The sequence below is a fragment of the Salinispirillum sp. LH 10-3-1 genome (assembly GCF_030643825.1).
In the GTDB taxonomy this organism is placed as follows: Bacteria; Pseudomonadota; Gammaproteobacteria; order Pseudomonadales; family Natronospirillaceae; genus Salinispirillum.
Window position 1 is genome coordinate 2729432 of record NZ_CP101717.1, and the last position, 17779, is coordinate 2747210.

The 17779-nt window shown below is 53.2% G+C and carries 16 protein-coding genes, 1 other RNA gene and 1 riboswitch; of the genes, 3 read left to right on the top strand and 14 right to left on the bottom strand.

Annotated features, from left to right (window positions below; genetic code table 11):
* Window positions 1–87 precede the first annotated feature (87 nt).
* The 4 genes from dnaK to phhA form a co-directional block, all read right to left on the bottom strand.
* Entirely contained in the window at window positions 88–2007 is a 1920-nt protein-coding gene (gene dnaK, locus NFC81_RS12455) for a molecular chaperone DnaK (protein WP_304994801.1), read from the bottom strand.
* Window positions 2008–2096: 89 nt separating this feature from the next.
* Window positions 2097–2738, bottom strand: a complete 642-nt coding sequence (gene grpE, locus NFC81_RS12460) for a nucleotide exchange factor GrpE (protein ID WP_304994802.1) — start codon at window positions 2736–2738, stop codon at window positions 2097–2099.
* 284 nt (window positions 2739–3022) lie between these two features.
* On the bottom strand, window positions 3023–3367 hold the full coding sequence (locus tag NFC81_RS12465) for a 4a-hydroxytetrahydrobiopterin dehydratase (protein WP_304994803.1): 345 nt from the start codon (window positions 3365–3367) through the stop codon (window positions 3023–3025).
* Window positions 3368–3381: 14 nt separating this feature from the next.
* On the bottom strand, window positions 3382–4185 hold the full coding sequence (gene phhA, locus NFC81_RS12470; protein WP_304994804.1) for a phenylalanine 4-monooxygenase: 804 nt from the start codon (window positions 4183–4185) through the stop codon (window positions 3382–3384).
* Window positions 4186–4627: 442 nt separating this feature from the next.
* On the opposite strand from phhA, the gene recN reads away from it, so the two are divergent.
* Complete coding sequence (recN, locus tag NFC81_RS12475) at window positions 4628–6304, top strand: DNA repair protein RecN (protein WP_304994805.1); 1677 nt, start codon at window positions 4628–4630, stop codon at window positions 6302–6304.
* 122 nt (window positions 6305–6426) lie between these two features.
* Here recN and fur read toward each other — a convergent pair whose 3' ends face one another.
* Genes fur through NFC81_RS12495 form a run of 4 tightly spaced genes read right to left on the bottom strand, consistent with a single transcriptional unit; the run spans window position 6427 to window position 9039 of the window.
* Entirely contained in the window at window positions 6427–6828 is a 402-nt protein-coding gene (gene fur / locus NFC81_RS12480) for a ferric iron uptake transcriptional regulator (RefSeq protein ID WP_304994806.1), read from the bottom strand.
* A 51-nt stretch (window positions 6829–6879) separates the two neighbouring features.
* A complete protein-coding gene (locus NFC81_RS12485) occupies window positions 6880–7176 on the bottom strand; it encodes an RnfH family protein (RefSeq protein ID WP_304994807.1) in 297 nt (98 codons plus the stop codon).
* Window positions 7169–7594 (bottom strand): type II toxin-antitoxin system RatA family toxin, encoded by a 426-nt coding sequence (locus tag NFC81_RS12490; RefSeq protein WP_304994808.1) that lies wholly within the window; start codon window positions 7592–7594, stop codon window positions 7169–7171. Before NFC81_RS12490 ends, NFC81_RS12485 begins: the two co-directional genes overlap by 8 nt.
* Window positions 7591–9039 carry a hypothetical protein gene (locus NFC81_RS12495; RefSeq protein ID WP_304994809.1) on the bottom strand — a complete coding sequence of 483 codons (1449 nt, stop codon included), beginning with the start codon at window positions 9037–9039 and terminating at the stop codon, window positions 7591–7593. The genes NFC81_RS12490 and NFC81_RS12495 overlap by 4 nt, the downstream gene beginning before the upstream one ends.
* Before the next feature lie 47 nt (window positions 9040–9086).
* Here NFC81_RS12495 and smpB point away from each other — a divergent pair, with 47 nt between their 5' ends.
* Both smpB and ssrA read left to right on the top strand, forming a co-directional pair.
* Window positions 9087–9563, top strand: a complete 477-nt coding sequence (gene smpB / locus NFC81_RS12500) for an SsrA-binding protein SmpB (protein WP_304994810.1) — start codon at window positions 9087–9089, stop codon at window positions 9561–9563.
* Window positions 9564–9673: 110 nt separating this feature from the next.
* Window positions 9674–10046, top strand: a transfer-messenger RNA (tmRNA) gene (gene ssrA, locus NFC81_RS12505).
* A 185-nt stretch (window positions 10047–10231) separates the two neighbouring features.
* Here the strand turns inward: ssrA and NFC81_RS12510 are convergent.
* The 6 genes from NFC81_RS12510 to NFC81_RS12535 form a co-directional block, all read right to left on the bottom strand.
* On the bottom strand, window positions 10232–13246 hold the full coding sequence (locus NFC81_RS12510; protein WP_304994811.1) for an SPOR domain-containing protein: 3015 nt from the start codon (window positions 13244–13246) through the stop codon (window positions 10232–10234).
* 18 nt (window positions 13247–13264) lie between these two features.
* Window positions 13265–14041 (bottom strand): hypothetical protein, encoded by a 777-nt coding sequence (locus NFC81_RS12515; protein ID WP_304994812.1) that lies wholly within the window; start codon window positions 14039–14041, stop codon window positions 13265–13267.
* A gap of 126 nt (window positions 14042–14167) precedes the next feature.
* Entirely contained in the window at window positions 14168–14638 is a 471-nt protein-coding gene (locus NFC81_RS12520) for a DUF4402 domain-containing protein (protein ID WP_304994813.1), read from the bottom strand.
* Window positions 14639–14717: 79 nt separating this feature from the next.
* Entirely contained in the window at window positions 14718–15272 is a 555-nt protein-coding gene (locus NFC81_RS12525) for a DUF4402 domain-containing protein (RefSeq protein WP_304994814.1), read from the bottom strand.
* A 130-nt stretch (window positions 15273–15402) separates the two neighbouring features.
* Window positions 15403–15501: riboswitch (cyclic di-GMP riboswitch) on the bottom strand.
* Between the two features lie 75 nt (window positions 15502–15576).
* Window positions 15577–17238 (bottom strand): diguanylate cyclase, encoded by a 1662-nt coding sequence (locus NFC81_RS12530; protein WP_304994815.1) that lies wholly within the window; start codon window positions 17236–17238, stop codon window positions 15577–15579.
* On the bottom strand, window positions 17216–17617 hold the full coding sequence (locus NFC81_RS12535) for a response regulator (RefSeq protein WP_304994816.1): 402 nt from the start codon (window positions 17615–17617) through the stop codon (window positions 17216–17218). The genes NFC81_RS12530 and NFC81_RS12535 overlap by 23 nt, the downstream gene beginning before the upstream one ends.
* Window positions 17618–17779 lie beyond the last annotated feature (162 nt).

Below are 17779 nucleotides of genomic sequence, written 5' to 3' on the forward strand. Positions count from 1 at the left end.
TTCGCCTTCGAGGTTTCTAGACGCTCCCTTAATATCCCATCCGATAATAAAAGCGAGTATTCAGCCAGAGGGCTGGCCTCCTACACTCTACTTGTCGTCTTTCACTTCTTCGAACTCGGCGTCTACCGCGTCGTCGGCACCGCCGTCGCTGGCTTCGGCGCTTTCACCTTGCGCTTGGCCTTCGGCGGCTGCTTCGGCGTACATCTTCTGCGCGAGGTTGCCTGACGCGTCAGTCAACGCTTTGGTTTTGGCTTCGATCAAGTCTTTATCGTTGCCTTTCATGGCGTCTTCCAATTCAGAGATGGCGCTTTCAATAGCGGTCTTCTCTTCTTCGGTAGCCTTGTCGCCAGCGTCTTCGATCGTTTTACGTGTGGCGTGGATCATGGCGTCGGCGGTGTTACGCGCCTGTACCAGTTCCTCGAACTTACGATCTTCGTCCGCATTGGCTTCGGCGTCTTTCACCATGGCTTCGATTTCATCATCGCTCAAACCAGAAGAGGCTTTGATGACGATGGACTGCTCTTTGCCGGTACCTTTGTCTTTCGCTGACACGTTCAGAATACCGTTAGCGTCGATGTCGAAGGCGACTTCGATCTGCGGTACGCCGCGTGGTGCAGGCGGAATATCAGCTAGGTCGAAACGACCCAGTGATTTGTTCTGCGCTGCTTGCTTACGCTCACCCTGCACGACGTGAATGGTCACGGCGGTTTGGTTGTTGTCAGCGGTTGAGAACACCTGTGTTTTCTTCGTCGGAATGGTGGTGTTCTTCTCGATCAGCGCGGTCATGACGCCACCCATGGTTTCGATACCCAGGGTTAACGGGGTAACGTCCAGCAGCAGTACGTCTTTCACGTCGCCTGACAGCACAGCCCCCTGCAGGGCAGCACCCATAGCAACGGCTTCGTCTGGGTTCACGTCTTTGCGTGGCTCTTTGCCGAAGAAGTCTTTAACCTTCTGCTGAACCATCGGCATACGTGACTGGCCACCGACCAAAATCACTTCGTCGATGTCGTTCACGTCGACGTCGGCGTCTTTCAATGCCATACGGCAAGGGGCGATTGAACGCTCAACCAGGTCTTCTACCAAGGCTTCCAACTTAGCACGCGTCACTTTAACGTTCAGGTGTTTAGGGCCTGAGGCGTCGGCAGTGATGTACGGCAAGTTAACGTCAGTCTGCTGGGCAGATGACAGTTCAACCTTGGCTTTTTCTGCGGCTTCTTTTAAGCGCTGCATAGCCAGTGAGTCGCCTTTCAGGTCAATACCGCTGTCTTTCTTGAACTGGTCAGCCAGGTAGTTGATCAGGTGCATGTCGAAGTCTTCACCACCGAGGAAGGTGTCACCGTTGGTAGACAACACTTCAAACTGCGTTTCGCCATCGACGTCGGCGATTTCGATGATGGAGATGTCGAAAGTACCGCCACCCAAGTCATACACCGCGATGGTGCGGTCGCCAGCTTTCTTGTCCAAACCATACGCCAGTGCCGCAGCGGTTGGTTCGTTGATGATGCGCTTCACGTCCAGACCGGCAATACGACCGGCGTCTTTCGTCGCCTGACGCTGACTGTCGTTGAAGTATGCAGGTACGGTGATAACCGCTTCGGTGACTTTTTCACCCAAGAAGTCTTCCGCCGTTTTCTTCATTTTCTTCAATACTTCGGCAGAGATCTGTGGCGGCGCTTTTTTGTCGCCCTTCACTTCTACCCAAGCGTCGCCGTTGTCGGCTTTAACGATTTTGTACGGCACCATTTTGATGTCTTTCTGTACGACGTCGTCTTCAAAACGACGGCCGATCAAACGCTTAACCGCGTACAGAGTGTTGTGCGGGTTGGTAACCGCTTGGCGCTTGGCGGGCTGACCGACCAGCACTTCGTCATCGTCGGCATAGGCCACGATGGACGGTGTTGTACGATCGCCTTCAGCGTTCTCGATAACACGTGTTTTGTCGCCGTCGAGGATAGCCACACAGGAATTGGTGGTCCCCAGGTCGATTCCGATGATTCTACCCATGTTTAGTACTCCTCAATAATTCGGTTTTTGCTGCTATAGCCGGTATATGGGTGCCGGTGCAATTTTTTCAAGTAGCGTAAATTTAAGTCTTAAGCGGTTTCGTCAATGTTATTGCCACTGACCGCTGGCCCACCGCTCGATACCATCACCATGGCCGGACGCACCAAGCGACCGTGCAGGCTGTAGCCTTTCTGCACAACAGCCATAACGGTGTTTGCGGGCACCTCAGGATTCGGCACCATGGACATGGCTTGGTGCAACTGTGGGTCGAAGGTTTCGCCGACCGGGTTGATGGCTACGACCGAGGCTTTCACCAAGGTATCCGAGAAGGATTTGTGCGTGAGCTCAACACCTTCCAACACGGCTTTAGCAGCACCCACTTCTTCCCCAGTGGAGGCTTCCAGTGCGCGCTCGAGGTTGTCGATGACCGGCAACAGCTCTTTGATCAGCTTTTCTTGGCTGAATTTATGAGCCGCTTCGACGTCTTTTTCTGCACGACGACGCACGTTCTGCATTTCGGCTTCCGAACGGATCACGGCGTCTTTCAACTTGGTGATTTCTTCTTGGTTGGCCGCCAACTGGTTTACTAGATCTTCAATGCTGACGTCTGCACTGGACGTTTCAGCAGTGGCTTCTGCGGCTGCGTCTTGCGAGGACGCCTCTGTGTCGACAACGGAATCGGTGTCGTGCAATTCAGTTTCGGTCTGTGTTTTTTGCTCGTCTGCCGACATGCGTGAAGTCTCCCTTGAGCCAAATGTTTTCGTTGGCTTCCTATATGAGGGAGATTTTTTTTCTTTCAAGGGGCTAGAAAATCCTATGGATCTCTTTTTGACTCTGATACATCAGGCGCTGGATGCCCTAGTTCGATGCTATAGGAGCTGATAAAAGCCTCAGAGGCGAAAAGCTGGCTAGGCAAAAATGGCCGAAAAGGCGCAGTTTACTGTACGTAAATGAGCACTTTGAGGCCATTTTTAACAACGCCAGATTGAGAAAAAGAGGCTTGTCGTTGTTACCGTTAGGTCAATGCGTCGGTCTTTGCTGCGCATATAAAATCATTCCGATGCAAACCATTGATGGCGTGCGTCCACCAAGTCACGGTGACCTTGCCCCACTCGGTCAGAATACCGGGGTGATGGCCTTCGGCTTCGGCCAAAGCACCGACTTTATTGGTGAACTCCAACGCCAAACGGAAGTTGCGGAAGGTGTATTCGCGCTCCAGTTGCATGACGCCGTCGCGCACCACGGGCACCCAATCGGGAATTTGCTTAATCAATTCGGCCAACTCGGCTTCACTGACTTGCGGCGCATCGGCGCGACAGGCCTCACACACTTGTGTACTCAGAGTTTCAGTAGTAGTCATTAATCGGCTCCTGGTTAGCTCGCTTTCGATTGTTCTTTGGGTGGAAACGCTGGGGCAAATAGACCCAACCGTTTGGCTTCAGCGACCTGCGCCATGATGTCGGACTGCGCGACTTCGAACAGGTCATCTATGCTGTTAATCAGATAGTATATCGGCTGCATGATATCGATTCGGTACGGTGTGCGCAGAACGTCCAAAATATTGAATGGACGACGCTCCGGCGTGTCACTGAAGGCATACTGGGTTTCACCGGGCGACGACAATATGCCGCCACCGTAGATGCGCAGTCCGTCCTTTGTTTGCATCAAGCCGAACTCTACAGTGAACCAGTAGAGGCGCGCCAAAAATACGCGGTCTTCTTTACTGGCGGCCAACCCCAACTTGCCATAGATGTGCGTGAACTCAGCAAAGGCTGGGTGCGTCAGCATGGCACAGTGGCCAAAGATTTCATGAAAAATGTCGGGTTCTTGCAGGTAGTCAAAGTCTTCTCGCGAACGAATAAAGGTCGCGACCGGAAACTGCTTGTCGGCCAGCAGGGCAAAGAACTTATCGAAATTGATGAGTGCTGGCACTTCGGCGCAACGCCAACCGGTGGTGTCGCGCAATACCGCGCTGACTTCCGCCAGCTGTGGTACTCGGTCGCGCGGCAGGTCGAGGCGCTTGAGCCCCGCGATGTATTCGTCGCAGGCTTTACCTTCAACACAGTCGAGCTGACGCGCCATCAGCGCCTGCCAGTTCGCGTTCTCTTCGACACTCCAGTCTATACGGCCATCGGGGCCGGATGTTCTGGAGAGGTATTTACTTGTTTTTGTACTCATACCTTTCTCCATCGCAAATTCATGTCTGTGATTGGACAGGCTACGTACTCTAATCAAGTCTAGCTGCTAGGTCGTCAATCCGGGATCATCAGGATTGTGTACAGACCTGTAAAACGTAATTTTTAGTGTACATATTATAGCCATATCAGGCATTGGCTGATTTTGTTGGATTTTGTAATGATTCGTGAACCATTCAAATTCTTGTCCGCACTCTTGCCGTAGAAACGTGGTTCGGTGCACAAAAGGTTCGGCCAGAGGGCTGGCCTCCTACGACTTGTGCTCGCCCGTAGGAGCGGAGCCCTCTGCGCGAACGCGAAGCTTCGTAGAGCGGGTATTCATACCCGCAGCACCCGCTAATCCAACGAACAATAGAACTTTACAAGCACCATAATACTGTATATTTTAACAGTATATTTAACCGCAGCCTCACAGGTGACCGACCATGCTCTGCTACCTACACATTCGTAACTTCATCATCGCTGGCGACATCGAGCTGGATGTTCAGCAAGGACTTACCGTGCTGTCGGGTGAGACCGGAGCAGGTAAGTCGATCATCTTAGATGCGCTCTTTTTATTGGCGGGTGGTCGCGCTGATTCGAGCCAGGTGCGCCACGGCGAAGAGAAAGCCGACCTCAGCGCAACCTTTCTGATTAAAGCAGATTCGCCTGCTGGCAAATGGTTGCACGAGCAAGACTTGTGGCAAGACGGCGAGTGCATTGTGCGCCGGGTGATCACCGCCGATGGCCGTTCGCGCGCCTTTATTAACGCGGCGGCGGTGCCCGTTGCACGCCTGAAAGAATTTGGTGAGTTGGTGTTGCAGATTCATGCGCAGCACGAGCATCAGCGCTTGATGCGCACCGAAGAACACCTTGGCATTCTCGACAGCTACGCGCAAGTGAGCGTAGAACTGCACCAAGTACGCAAAACCTTCCGTGACTGGAAAGTAGCTGAGCGCCGCTTCCGTGAACTGCAGCAAGGCTCGGAGCGTGACAACGCTGAGCAGCAGTTGATGATGTATCAGTTAGAAGAGTTGTCGGCACTGAATCTGGACGACGGCGAACTGGAAACCTTGGAGCAAGAACACCAGGCGCTGAGTCACGCCGAAAGCATGCTGCAGACCGCCAGTCAGGTAGCCGAGTTACTTAATTCTGAAAACGGTGATGCTGACGTACTGGGCCAGTTGCGCGGTGCGATTCACGATTTGGAGCCACAAGCGGCGTTGCACCCAACGCTGCAAAGTGCGTTGAGCCTACTGACGGAAGCCCAAATCACCCTGAATGAAGCCAGCAGTGACCTGCACCGTTTCGCTAACGATTTTGAATGGGACCCTGAACGCTTTGCCGACCTTGATAAACGCCTGAGCGCTATCTATGACGTAGCACGTAAACATCAATGTCGCCCGGAAGCCTTGCCCGAACTCAAGCGCGAGTTGGAGGCGAAAACCGCTGATTTCGCAGCCAATACAGAAGAATTGGCTGAACTGGAATCGCAGCTGTCTGCGCTTGAAGAACATTATCGCGCTGCTGCCACCCTACTGTCTAACATGCGCCAAGAGGCCAGCCATACATTGGCCGAGGCCTTGGCACAGCAGCTGCACCGTTTGAATATGCCGCATGCGAATATTGTATGCCGTGTGACACCTACCCCAGAACACCCTTCCGTGGTGGGTTTTGATGACGTTGAGTTGTGCTTGTCGGCCAACCCGGGCCAGCCTGTACAGCCACTACACAAGGCCGCTTCGGGCGGTGAGCTGTCACGTATTGCCTTGGCAATTCAGGTGGTGGCGCAACAGACACAGCAAGCGCCAACGCTGTTCTTCGATGAAGTGGACGTAGGTATTTCCGGAGCAACGGCAGAAGAAGTGGGCCGTTTGATTCGTCAACTGAGCCAACACAGCCAGATACTGTGCATCACACACTTACCGCAAGTGGCGTCGTTCGGTCATCAGCATTGGTTGATTGAAAAAGAAGTGGTGAACGGACAAACGTTGTCGCAAGTAAAATCGTTGGATGTAGAATCGAGAACGCAGGAAGTAGCACGGTTAATTTCCGGGGCTCGAGTAACCGATGCGACCTTATCGCATGCACGGGATTTGTTGTCCGCGCCGTTGATGCATTAATAGCCCCGAAGGAGTCCAGCCCTCTGGCCGAAAGCCTGATTCGTAGGAGGCCAGCCCTTTGGCCGAATGTTCGCGCAGAGGGCTGCGCTCCTACAAAGAGCTTCGCGCAGAGGGCTGCACTCCTACTTCTTAGGCTTAACGTACAGTACCAACTTGTGGTCAACCAATTCAAAACCGTGTTCGTCGGCAATCTGCTTTTGCCGCTTTTCGATGACTTCATCCATAAACTCTATGACCTTACCACTCTCGGTATTGACCATATGATCGTGGTGATCACCGTCATCCAGCTCAAACAACGCATGTCCGCCATCAAAGTTATGACGCACAACTAAGCCTGCCGATTCAAATTGCGTGAGTACCCGATAGACGGTCGCCAGACCAATTTCTTCACCGGCATCAATGAGTTGCCGATAAACATCCTCTGCGCTCATGTGCCGTGGGTCTGCTCCTTCGAGCATCTGCAATATCTTGAGGCGCGGTAGGGTAACCTTCAGTCCTGCCTTTTTAAGCTCTACGTTACTCACCTAATCCTCCTCGTAAAAATGCGGGCGCCAGCCTCAATGGATGCCTGTACGCTAGTCTTTTGCGGTGGCGCGGGCGGCACGATTCAAACGTGCCTGCTTGGGGTCAATCAACAATGGGCGGTAAATTTCAATGCGTTGACCGTCTTCTACAACCGTGGTCTCGGGCGTCGCAATCTTCTTACCAAAAATACCCAAGGGCGCCGAGGCCATATCGGCATCCGGAAACTCGTCTGCAATTTTGCTCAGGGCAACCGCAGCTCTGCACGTGGTGCCCTCCGGCACATGCAACGACAGAATACGCTGTTTTTCCGGTGTTGCATAAGCGACTTCTATCTGAACGTCAGCCATACACACTCCGTGCTCGTTGACAGAACCGGTCAACCAGTCGGTCAGCCATGCGCCCAACTACTGGTTCAAGGATCATTTTCAAAGCAAAACCGCGGACTTCAAAGTCCAATTCGAAACGAATCTCTGACATCTCTCCGGCCGCCGTAAAATGCCATTCGCCATGCAAATGCTTAAAGGGCCCGCGCACCAATTCCATACTCATCCAGTCTGGCCGGCGAATACGGTTGCGCGTTGCAAAGCGCTCTCTTACCGGGCCTTTGCTGATTTCTAACTCCGCCGCGACCACCTCAGTGTGTCGCTCCAAGACTTTCACGCCGGTAATCTCTGGCAAAAAATCCGGATAGGACTCAATGTCATGCACCAAAGCAAACATTTGTTCCGGCGAATACGGCACCATGGCCCGCCGTGCAATTTTCATAACCGTTCCCAACCCGTGAACCTGTAACGCTGCCAAGCCAGCGTCAGTGCAACCAAACCTAGCACCAAGGCGGCCTGAAGTGGCCATGCAATGGCCCATTCCGTCCATACCTGAAACATAAGCAGCATTAAAAGGGCGGAGGTTGTAACAAATTTTACCGCAAATCGCCACCAAGCGTAACGATGTTCGTACACGGGTTTCAATTCATCTACGGTAATGTGTTGAGGCAGTTTCCAGCCTACAAAGACCGACAATAGGAAAGCAATTAACGGCAAAATGATGGTGCCTGGCAGCACCGAGAGCCACTCGAACACGGTAGCACCGTAGAAGCGGACTTCACGCCAGATGTTGAACGACAGCAAGACGCCAGCACCTGCCAGCCATAAAAGGATAGAGGCGACCGCAGACGCTAATATACGGCGGATCTGAAAACGTTCGTGCAACCACATCACCAGGCCTTTCACAAGAAACAGACCTGTCGACAAGCCACTCAATAGTAGAAGTACATAAAACAACGACAACCACGCTGTTGGGCTAGCAACAGAAGAGGCAAACAGCGCTTCTGGCAGGGTCACGAACAACAAGCTGATGGCATCGGCCGTGGCCCCAGGTGTGACAAAGGCCAAAACCGATGCCGCGAAAAGAATTGACCAAAAGACATCAACCCCAATGATCCACAGTGCAGTGCCGCCGACCGACATTCGGTCCTCCATGTGAACGCCCATCAAGAGGCTCACCCCTAAGCCTACCCCTAGGCTGTAAAAAGATAAGGAGACCGCTGTGGTCCAGACGTTTATCGTCATGGCTTCAGCCGAGGCATTAAATACCGCACCCAAGCCTGCCAGCCAAGCACCGCTTTCAAGTGTCCACCAAGACAACAGGCCAACACCCGCCAGCAAGCACAATGCCATGAGCGCTACTGGAATCTGCATCCCAATCGGCGACGGCAGAGCCAGCAACAATAGAAGGACGAGGCAAACCAGGGTATGCAGAAAAATGAGCTTTAGTGGATCAACTAAGAGTTCCGCCAGCGTGAAGCGCAGAGCCAGTTCTGTTTCCGCCAGTTGCCCACTGATCGCAAGCCAGCCGTAGTCCAATGCCCAACTGGAAAAGGCCAGATAGTAAGACGCAATGGCCATGCCGGTGACCACGATGACCACGCCTAGATAACGCCACACTCGGGGTACAAAGGCTTCGGCCGCGAGCTGAGCGATGCTGAGCGGGGCGCTTTGCCGGCCGCGACGACCAATCAGCAGTTCACTCATCAGGATCGGCATAGCGATCAGCAAATGCGCCAGCAAGTAGGCAGCAATAAAGGGCCCACCATACTGCCCGACTGCAACAGGGAAGCTGAAGACGTTAGACAGACTGATGACTGCCCCACTGATCGCCAGCCTGAACAACCAGGGATGCCGCCAGAAATTGTGTTGTACCTGTGCCGTCATAGGAAAATCCGTAGCTTTATCAAGCGCATCCACTATAATGGCGCGCTATGGCGAAAAACAAGACTCCTTCAACACAGATCGCGCAGAACAAGAAAGCGCTGCACGATTATCACATTGTAGAATCCATTGAAGCAGGCATCGTACTGTCGGGCTGGGAAGTTAAATCTCTCCGCGCCGGTAAGCTGCAACTGCGCGATTCCTATGTCATTTTTAAAGGCGATGAAGCTTGGCTGCTTGGGGCGTTGATATCCCCACTGATCAGTGCTTCGACGCATGTCATTCCCGATACTACGGCAAAACGTAAGCTTTTGCTCAAACGCCGGGAAATCGACAAGTTAGCGCGCGCCGCCGACCAAGACGGCTACACGGTTATAGCCTTGTCGATGTATTGGAAAAACCAGTATGCGAAGGTTCAACTGGCCTTAGTAAAAGGTAAGCAGAGCCACGACAAGCGCGCCACCATGAAAGACCGTGACTGGAACCGACAGAAAGAACGCATCATGAAGCACAGCGCCAACAAATAAGTCTGCGGCGGAATAAACGCCTTTATTACACAACGCCGCTGGCGGCCGTCTTACCGGCCGTGCTAAACTTCACTTACATTAAGCAGCCGTGGACTGTTTGAGCCGATTTCGGGGACGAAACGGATTCGACGGGGATTACGAAGCTTAAGGTGCATGTCGTGATGGCAACGAATCACGTAAATCGAAAGTTGCAAAAAGATAATCGCAAACGACGATAACTTTGGCGCCGAAATGCGCCTGGCCGCTTAATTAAATAGCAGCCGCCGAACGCTAGCTGGGCCTAAACGGTTAGCAACTCGGTCAAATTAGCTAGGATCGCAGCAAAGGTTTTCTGGGCCGGCGCTGTTAAATCTAATTCCAGGACAGCCAGTACATCAGCTTGCCCTTCGGCGGGTGTGCGGTTAAACAAATGAAGAGGCTAAGCATGTAGGACCGAAAGTAGAGGGTTCGCGGACGCGGGTTCGACTCCCGCCGTCTCCACCAACACGAAAACCCCGTATCGCAAGATACGGGGTTTTTTATTGCTCTATCAGAAACCAAAGAAAACGCTCTCAGAGCCTACGCAATGCGGCTACTTGGATTTTAGTGAACGCATACTGGCGGACGGCAATCAAATGAAGGCCAACCCTCCTTTATGATTATTCCTTAACCCTTGTATAGCCTGGCGCTTAACGCGCCAACTGCTTGATCAATGCGTATGAGCGCACCCATGGCTCAGCTTCGCGCAATGCCGGTGGCAATTCGCTGAGCGCCTGTTGCGCTTCTTCATAGGTGCGGTAGTGACCGTAGATCAGTGAATACCAGGGCGCGCCCTGATACAGGCTGGCAAAGTAATTCGCATTACCCTGCAAGCCATTCGCTGCGATAAAGTTGAGTACGGTTTGCTCGGTGCGCGCGGCCATCAATTGAATGGTAAAGTAGCTGTCGGGCTGGCTTTGTAGCCAAACGCCTGTCAGGTAAGTCTCAGGAGCTCCGTCCACTGTCATAGGCCGCTCGGGCATCGGCTGCGCTGCGTCTGAATCAACAGGTGCCATGGTTTCCGGTACATCTATTGGCGCTGATACAGACGGTTCGTAGTCAGCACTGAACAACGAGATGTCGATACCGCTGATAAAGTCTCCCCCCTCTGGAACCTCCAACTGACGCGGTCCGGCATACCGCCACCCTAGTCCTTCCAACTGTTCGGGATTGATACGCAATTCATAGTCGCCTGCCGGTACGCCCATCAGGATATAAAAGCCGTCCCAGGCCGTGCGATCACGCGCCACTACTTGGCCCGTTTGATCCAACAGTTCTACTTGAATATTGCTTGCTCCGCGCTCTGTCTCTTCCGACAGCACAAAGACTGTACCGTCGATCTCCGAGGTCACTTGCACCGGGAACAACAGGTTTTGCCCCATGCCTGGACGCAGCATCACGCGCCGCCCTTTAACCACCGGCTGCCATTGCAGATCTTCCAATGTTCCAACATTTAACTCGATATCCAGATACCGGTGCGTCGGCAACTGCGATAAGGTGACCACACCCTGCTCATCCGTTAACGAACGGTTCCGTACGCCATTGATGAGAAATCCGACGTTTTCCAGCAAAGGCTCGCCTTCATCCCACACGCCATTACCGTTCTCATCTATAAAGACAGTTGCCGATATCATGCCTGAACGGGCAGTCGGCCGAGCATCGACTTGCCAGTCGCCGTGCTGGGGCGTTTGTCGTGCTGAGGCAAATAGGCGCGCACTGATGGAATAGTCGTTGCTATCAACGTAGCTGCCTGAGAGTCCTAAGCCAAACATACCTAGACTCTTGTTGAATCCTGCGCCGTAGCGCGTGACGTCGGTTTGCAACGAGTGGTTCACGTTCGCCGTTGCTCGGTAACCATTGCCGAGGGTTTGCGTAATATTGGCACTGACGTTTGTAGCTTCTTGTTCGGGGTCCAGGTTATAAGCCAGTTGGCTACGCACCGAGGTATTGGCCCAACGGCGTGAGGCTTGCAATCGTCCGGTCACGGTTTCTGACTCGGCGCTGCGCCGCCAGGTCAGCGTGTTGGACAACGAAACACGTTGAACAAAGGTAGAGACGCGCAGTGAAGCTTCATCGATGTACTCCCCGGACTCCAATTCATCACGCTTGAAGGTCGTCGTCCACGGCAGTCTTACCCGCGGCAGGAGAGGTAACGCACTCGACGCCCTAGCTTCCGTGCGCGCTACCAGTGGGTCAGCCCGGCGTGAAAAGGTTGCGCTCTCGAAGTCATAAAGCTGCGATCGATAGGCATCAAGGTTGATGCCTGCAAAGCGCGTTTGACCACCATACCCGACTAGGTAACCGCCTTCAGATTGATCAACCCAGTCAGCCCGCAGGCTCAGAGCTTGCCAGTACGTGCGCGCGCCAAAACCGGTGTACTGCCCGGCACCACCATTCACTGGCACCTCGCTGAAACTGGAGGTCAGGGTCAGTTGTTCGCTGATACCAGCATCGAGTTGAAACGATGCGCGGGTACGACCATTTTGATCCTCGATCCATGATAGATCGTATTGTGTTTCTCCAGGAGCGAGCATGGACTGCGACAAATTGAAAACACGATTTTCAACGCGACGCTCACCAAACGGACCATTAAACACCAACGTAAATTCATTGCGCCCATAGCTCAACGGCTGGTTCTCGAACAAGTAACGCTCGCCATTGGGTGGCTGATAGTCCACCAGCACATCATTGTAATAGAGTTCGACATCCCACCCCGGCGGCACTTCACCGGTAAAGGTGTGCTGTGAAAACTCTGAAGGGCGTGACAGTGGGCGATTATTGATATTGATGCCGCGTCCGAAAACACCGGGTGTAACATTGGGTACAGATGTGGCGGAAATATCACCGCCAATGAACGATCTTGCACGCAATGGGCCCAGTAGCTCCGGCTCTGGGCTTTTACGGCCCAACGTGAAGCGAAGGTCTGTCGTCCAATCTGGTTCGCGCACACTGATGGCGGCCGTTGCTTCCAGGCCCATCAGGTCGCTGGTGATCAGCGCCGAATAGTCCATGGACGTAGAGTCACCTGCGAGGCTGTTTTGATAGCGCCAACCCACCGCTTGGTCTATCGCTGGCGAGCTGATGATCCGATACGGCACTGCTTCGAACTCAAAGTGTGCCCGCTCACCGTTACCATTTTGGCCGTTGCGCGCCGCACGTCGCTCGCGCAGCAATTGTGCCTGCAAAGGAAGGATTTCGCGCGGCTCTACCAGTAAAGATAGCCGCGAGCGCTGAAAGTCTAAGTTTACGGGTAACCAAGATTCGACAAGTGACTTGGTGACGTATATGTCGTCCAAGTCGATGTAAATATCTTCGGGGTTGATCGATGAACGCGTGCCCGCTTGATTAACCAAAAGCCGGTTGGCATCCAATTCAAAGGTGCGGCGACTGCTCAACACAAACCCGCTGGCGATGCCCGATACAGGGTCAGCAGTGATGGCGATGGTTAGCAACTGCGACAGCTCACCCAAGGGCAGTAGGATGTTCGTGCCGTCATCATAGGCTGGTAGACCGCCGGACAGCACGGTCTGATCAAGTCGGACCTCTAAAATCAGTAACTCAGGCTCGTCATCAAACGCTTGCCCTAGTGCGCTTAAGGTTACTGTTAGTAAAACAACCAACAGCAATGTGCTCTTCGCAAAGAGCAGACTACCTCTGAGGGTCATTGAACATTTCACGGGTCGTCAACGCAGAGTGGCCGCAGCTTCCGCCAGCAACCTGCCGCCTTCTGCTTGCGGTAAGCTATAAGTAACGCGAAGCATCCCTCCAGACAATTGTTCTGCACTTAAGGAAAGTCCAACATTTACCTGGCGCTGTGCATTTGGCACATACACCGACATGCCAGCAATCCTGCCAATCACCTGCTCATTGCGTCCCGGGGCTGTGTGATAGACCACTAGGTCACCATACAGTGAACGGTTACCTTCACGATGCAATTGCACAGAGAGTAGCGCGTCTCCGTTCTCATTTGCCTGTACGGCGATATCAGAAATAGATGCACTGGCATCTGTTTGGCCGTGCCGCACGATCACAGGAATAGAAATACTCAACAGTGTTGTAATGGAAATCGACAATTGCCGAGACGTGCCAGGCGCTCCACTGGGTGTTTCCGTTGTAGGATCTGGCTGACGCGAAAAGAGCAAGTGCGACCGGTACTCACCCGCCTCCAGATCTGCTGGCTTACGCACCATCAGGCGCACGGTCTGGCTTTCTCCCGGTTCCAGGGTCACTTGGCGCGGCGAAAAGCGTATCATGCGGTCTGCAAAACGCTCACCCGTCAGAGGGGGTTCTGTCATGTCGACGTCGGTGAAACCACCAGCACTCCCCATACGTCGGTTCACAACGGATATACGATAAGTCCCGGTAGTGCTGCCTCGATTGATGAGCTCCACTTGCGCCGCTCGTTGGTTCGGTTCAATCACCACCCGCGTAGGGGCAACCAATAGGTCGGCATGAGCCATCGGACTCCACAACAGCAAAGCAAGCAGGGCGCTGCCCATTACAACAAGGCATTTTTGTGCACTTCGCACCCGAAAACATGTTGTCAAATCGACCATGAACATTCCTAATTTGTGCGCAAACTGACGTTATTCGTATTCAACGATAACGGAGAAACCACCGACATAGTCACCCGGCAATTGACCACTGTTGACGGTCAATGTCGCGCCTACCGCCAGTGTTTGTGCACCGACAGCACTCAACTGACCGAAGTTCGCAGGTGAACTGACGAAGTCCGACAGCGGCATATCAGCACCGGGTCCAGTTAGGTTAACGGCACCATTGGCAGGAAGTTGAATGGTATAGGTGGCGTCGGCGTCACCCGTAACTAAGAATTGTGCAGCCAAGCCATCACTCGAGGGAATGAGAAATACGTCGCCCGTGGATGACCGAGCGCCCGCCACCCCAACGGTGACCGTTCCGCCATTACCTGCGACAAAGCGCCCAAAGGCGAGGTCTTGCTGATTCGTAATGGCAATTTGTGCCTGAGCAGTAAAGGCAACCGACAACCATAACAATGCGCCACTGAAAACTTGAACTAATGAGCTATTTCGTCTCATAGCAGCCTTGATCGCATCTTAGGTTTGAGAATTGGGGCGCTCGACTTTCAGAATAGTCGTTCACCCCAATTCAGACTATTTACTCATACTCAAACGCTGCGTTTACTGTACCCGCATAGTCACCAGCCAATTGATTCTGAGCAACTGCAAGCTCCCCACCAATGAAAACAGACGCTTCTCCAACTACGTCCAGACTACTACTTACGGCGTTATTTTCCGCAGCCCCATCATCATCCCACGACGTCGTTAAATCCATTGTCGCAACGCCACCAACTGTTTCTGTGAGCGTAACTGTTGCAGCAATGGTTATCGAAAAGGCCTGCGATGCCAGTCCACTGATATCAAACCGGGCGGCGGCGGCGGCGGTATCATCAATTACCACAACTCCAGCCCCTGGAGTAAGCCCCCCACCAGTTCCTAATGTTATGGTGCTCGCTGCTCCTGTTGGTGCAGAAAACGAGCCAAAATTCATATCCACCACGTTGTCAATTGTGATTGGCACCACCACAGTCGCAGATATATCCGCATCATCATCCGCCGCCATACCATTCACCGCCATCAAGCCACCTGCAACCACTGCAGACGTTAAGGCCGCACGGCGGAACAATGTATTTTGAGTCATTAAGTTTTTCATAAAATGTCGTCCTGTAGTTTGCTATGGGCCGGTATGGCCGAAAGGCAAGTCAGTGCATCAGCACCTTTCAGGATGATCCAGCGACAGAACCAGATTCTGAGCGCATAGAGGCTCAGATGGTCTAGAAGATGCCAGTGGTCCCGCTGTCATAGAGTCGCTTTCGAAAAAGCAGCTCCACAGACCGGTAACTTTGCGTCCTCGCTTTTCAACGAGTTTGCCTTTTCTAACACCTTCAGCGTAGGCGTCACACCACTCCCTGTCAAGAAACCACCAAATGATAGGTATTATTAGTAAATACCAATATTCACGCCAGCTCGACGCGGTTTCGCCCGTTCGTCTTGGCGCGATACAGCGCTCCGTCCGCTGCCTCAAGCAACAGTGCACAGTCTGGATGATCAACCAATGACGCGACCCCAGCACTGAGTGTCACTGAGAAGTGCGTATCACCACTGGCAAATAAAATGGCCGAAAAGGCCTCACGAATATCATTGAGGATCAACAAGGCGTGCTCTGGCGTGCAATCCGTCAACACCACGGCAAACTCTTCACCACCATAACGCCCAATGCTGTCGCTGCGGCGCAAGCGCTGATGCAGCATATGAGCTAATGTTTTGATCACTTGGTCGCCCTTGCCATGACCATAGGTATCGTTCACTTTTTTGAAATGATCAATGTCGAGCATGACAAAGCACAGCGGTGTTTGGGTGCGCAAAGCGCGCTTTACTTCAATGGCCAGCTGCTCTTTGATGACGGAATGCTTGAGTAGGCCCGTTAGGCTATCGCGCGACATCAGTTCACTGAGCTGCCGCGCACGTGTCACACGCGAGGTTACGGCGGCTACTAGGTGCGCTTCAGATACCGGTTTGACTAAGAAGTCATCACCACCACTGTTAATGGCTTCCATTTGAATCTCTGAGTCGCGCTCGCCTGACAAATAGATAATCGGCATGGTGAGCCATTCGACTTGCAGGCGTATCATACGCGCAAGGTCGATACCGGAGCTTCCGGGCATATGAATATCCATCACGATGAGCTCAGGGCGGAATTGCTGGACCCGATCCAACAATTGATTCGGCTCCGCCAGCGTCGCGACGTTCATTCCCACTTGGCGCAACACCGTTGCATAGTGCTCGGCCAGCATTTCATCGTCGTCCACAACCAGAATCCGATGCGGATTGGCATTGCGCCACTGCAGTACGGACTCGATACGATCAACCAAGCGTGGAATATCCACCGGCTTGATAAAGTGACCCGCTCCGCGCAGCTGAGCCACTTTGAGCCTTACGTCGAAGTCCATGCTATCGGTCAGAAAGACCATCGGCGCTGCCGATTCACGACATTGCTCACATTGTTCCAGGAAAGCTTCATGGGCGTTTCGATCGTCTTCCGCTGGTAAGTCAACCACAATGAGATCCGGGTTTGATTCATCAATGAATGACGAAGCACCCGTGTCAGCCTTCGTCTTGGTCAGTTCGTAACCAAAGTTCCCTAATGCATCCAGCAGCTCATCACTGATTGTGAGGTCATCGGCAAGCAGCATAATACGAGCAGGTCGGCCCGACTCACTGATCTGTTCGGACGTTTTTTGATACAGGTGTGCGGGTACTTGACGATCAGCTGCAGGGGTAAGATCTGCCTGCGGGCTCAGTGCTTGGTGCAGTTCCGCAACGCGCGCCGGCAATTCCTGCCATGGAGAAAAGTCTGCTTGGTCAATCCGCTGTTTGGCGGTGTTCTCGAGGGCGCGTGCCAGTATACCGAGCTGTTCGAAGCCGAACGTACCGGATGACCCGGCCAGTTTATGCAGCTGTTGATGCAGTGTGTGCAACTGCCCAGCATCCGTGTCGGAACTCGCCATTAATTGCGCGTCACGTTCAAGCTGGCAGAGGTCTGATTCCAGTCGAGAGGCATACTGTTGTCGCAGTTGGTCAAGCCGAGCGGCAAACTCAGCGCTGATCTGGTCGTTCATGGCATTGTGCCCACAGGTCTTTTAGCTGCTGTACCAGTGTCATCGGATCGAAGGGCTTCGCAATAACACCTATAGCTCCCTTATCCAGATAAGCCTCGACTTCAGATCCCTGCACCTTGGCGGTCATAAAAACCACGGGGACGCCAGCTGCAGAAGGGTGGCGCTTAATATGGTCCAAGGTGGTGGGGCCATCCATTCTTGGCATCATCACGTCGAGTAATATGAGGTCGGGGGCAAAATCATTCAGGGCGTCCAGCGCTTCCTGCCCGTTATTGCACACGCGCAGCTCGAACCCCCCGAGCATTTCCAGCGCTATCCGAGCCACAGCTTGAATATCGGGCTCATCTTCAGCGTACAGTATTCTTTTGAGTGTCGTCATCGTGCTCTCTGATTGGCCGCCTTGCTGACCGAACTCTTCAACTACATCTTCATGATAGACCACTATTTACCTCGTTGCAGTCGATCCAGTCGCCGATGTTCGGTGACGTCCTGCAAGGACCCTATCGTTCGTACCCGCGAGAATCACGCGGTGCAGAGGGTG

What these genes read in the sequence shown, in the direction of transcription:
- dnaK (WP_304994801.1), bottom strand. Translation starts at nt 2,007, where the DNA reads ATGGGTAGAATCATCGGAATCGACCTGGGGACCACCAATTCCTGTGTG.
- grpE (WP_304994802.1), bottom strand. Translation starts at nt 2,738, where the DNA reads ATGTCGGCAGACGAGCAAAAAACACAGACCGAAACTGAATTGCACGAC.
- NFC81_RS12465 (WP_304994803.1), bottom strand. Translation starts at nt 3,367, where the DNA reads ATGACTACTACTGAAACTCTGAGTACACAAGTGTGTGAGGCCTGTCGC.
- phhA (WP_304994804.1), bottom strand. Translation starts at nt 4,185, where the DNA reads ATGAGTACAAAAACAAGTAAATACCTCTCCAGAACATCCGGCCCCGAT.
- recN (WP_304994805.1), top strand. Translation starts at nt 4,628, where the DNA reads ATGCTCTGCTACCTACACATTCGTAACTTCATCATCGCTGGCGACATC.
- NFC81_RS12485 (WP_304994807.1), bottom strand. Translation starts at nt 7,176, where the DNA reads ATGGCTGACGTTCAGATAGAAGTCGCTTATGCAACACCGGAAAAACAG.
- NFC81_RS12490 (WP_304994808.1), bottom strand. Translation starts at nt 7,594, where the DNA reads ATGAAAATTGCACGGCGGGCCATGGTGCCGTATTCGCCGGAACAAATG.
- NFC81_RS12495 (WP_304994809.1), bottom strand. Translation starts at nt 9,039, where the DNA reads ATGACGGCACAGGTACAACACAATTTCTGGCGGCATCCCTGGTTGTTC.
- smpB (WP_304994810.1), top strand. Translation starts at nt 9,087, where the DNA reads ATGGCGAAAAACAAGACTCCTTCAACACAGATCGCGCAGAACAAGAAA.
- NFC81_RS12510 (WP_304994811.1), bottom strand. Translation starts at nt 13,246, where the DNA reads ATGACCCTCAGAGGTAGTCTGCTCTTTGCGAAGAGCACATTGCTGTTG.
- NFC81_RS12515 (WP_304994812.1), bottom strand. Translation starts at nt 14,041, where the DNA reads ATGGCTCATGCCGACCTATTGGTTGCCCCTACGCGGGTGGTGATTGAA.
- NFC81_RS12520 (WP_304994813.1), bottom strand. Translation starts at nt 14,638, where the DNA reads ATGAGACGAAATAGCTCATTAGTTCAAGTTTTCAGTGGCGCATTGTTA.
- NFC81_RS12525 (WP_304994814.1), bottom strand. Translation starts at nt 15,272, where the DNA reads ATGAAAAACTTAATGACTCAAAATACATTGTTCCGCCGTGCGGCCTTA.
- NFC81_RS12530 (WP_304994815.1), bottom strand. Translation starts at nt 17,238, where the DNA reads ATGAACGACCAGATCAGCGCTGAGTTTGCCGCTCGGCTTGACCAACTG.
- NFC81_RS12535 (WP_304994816.1), bottom strand. Translation starts at nt 17,617, where the DNA reads ATGACGACACTCAAAAGAATACTGTACGCTGAAGATGAGCCCGATATT.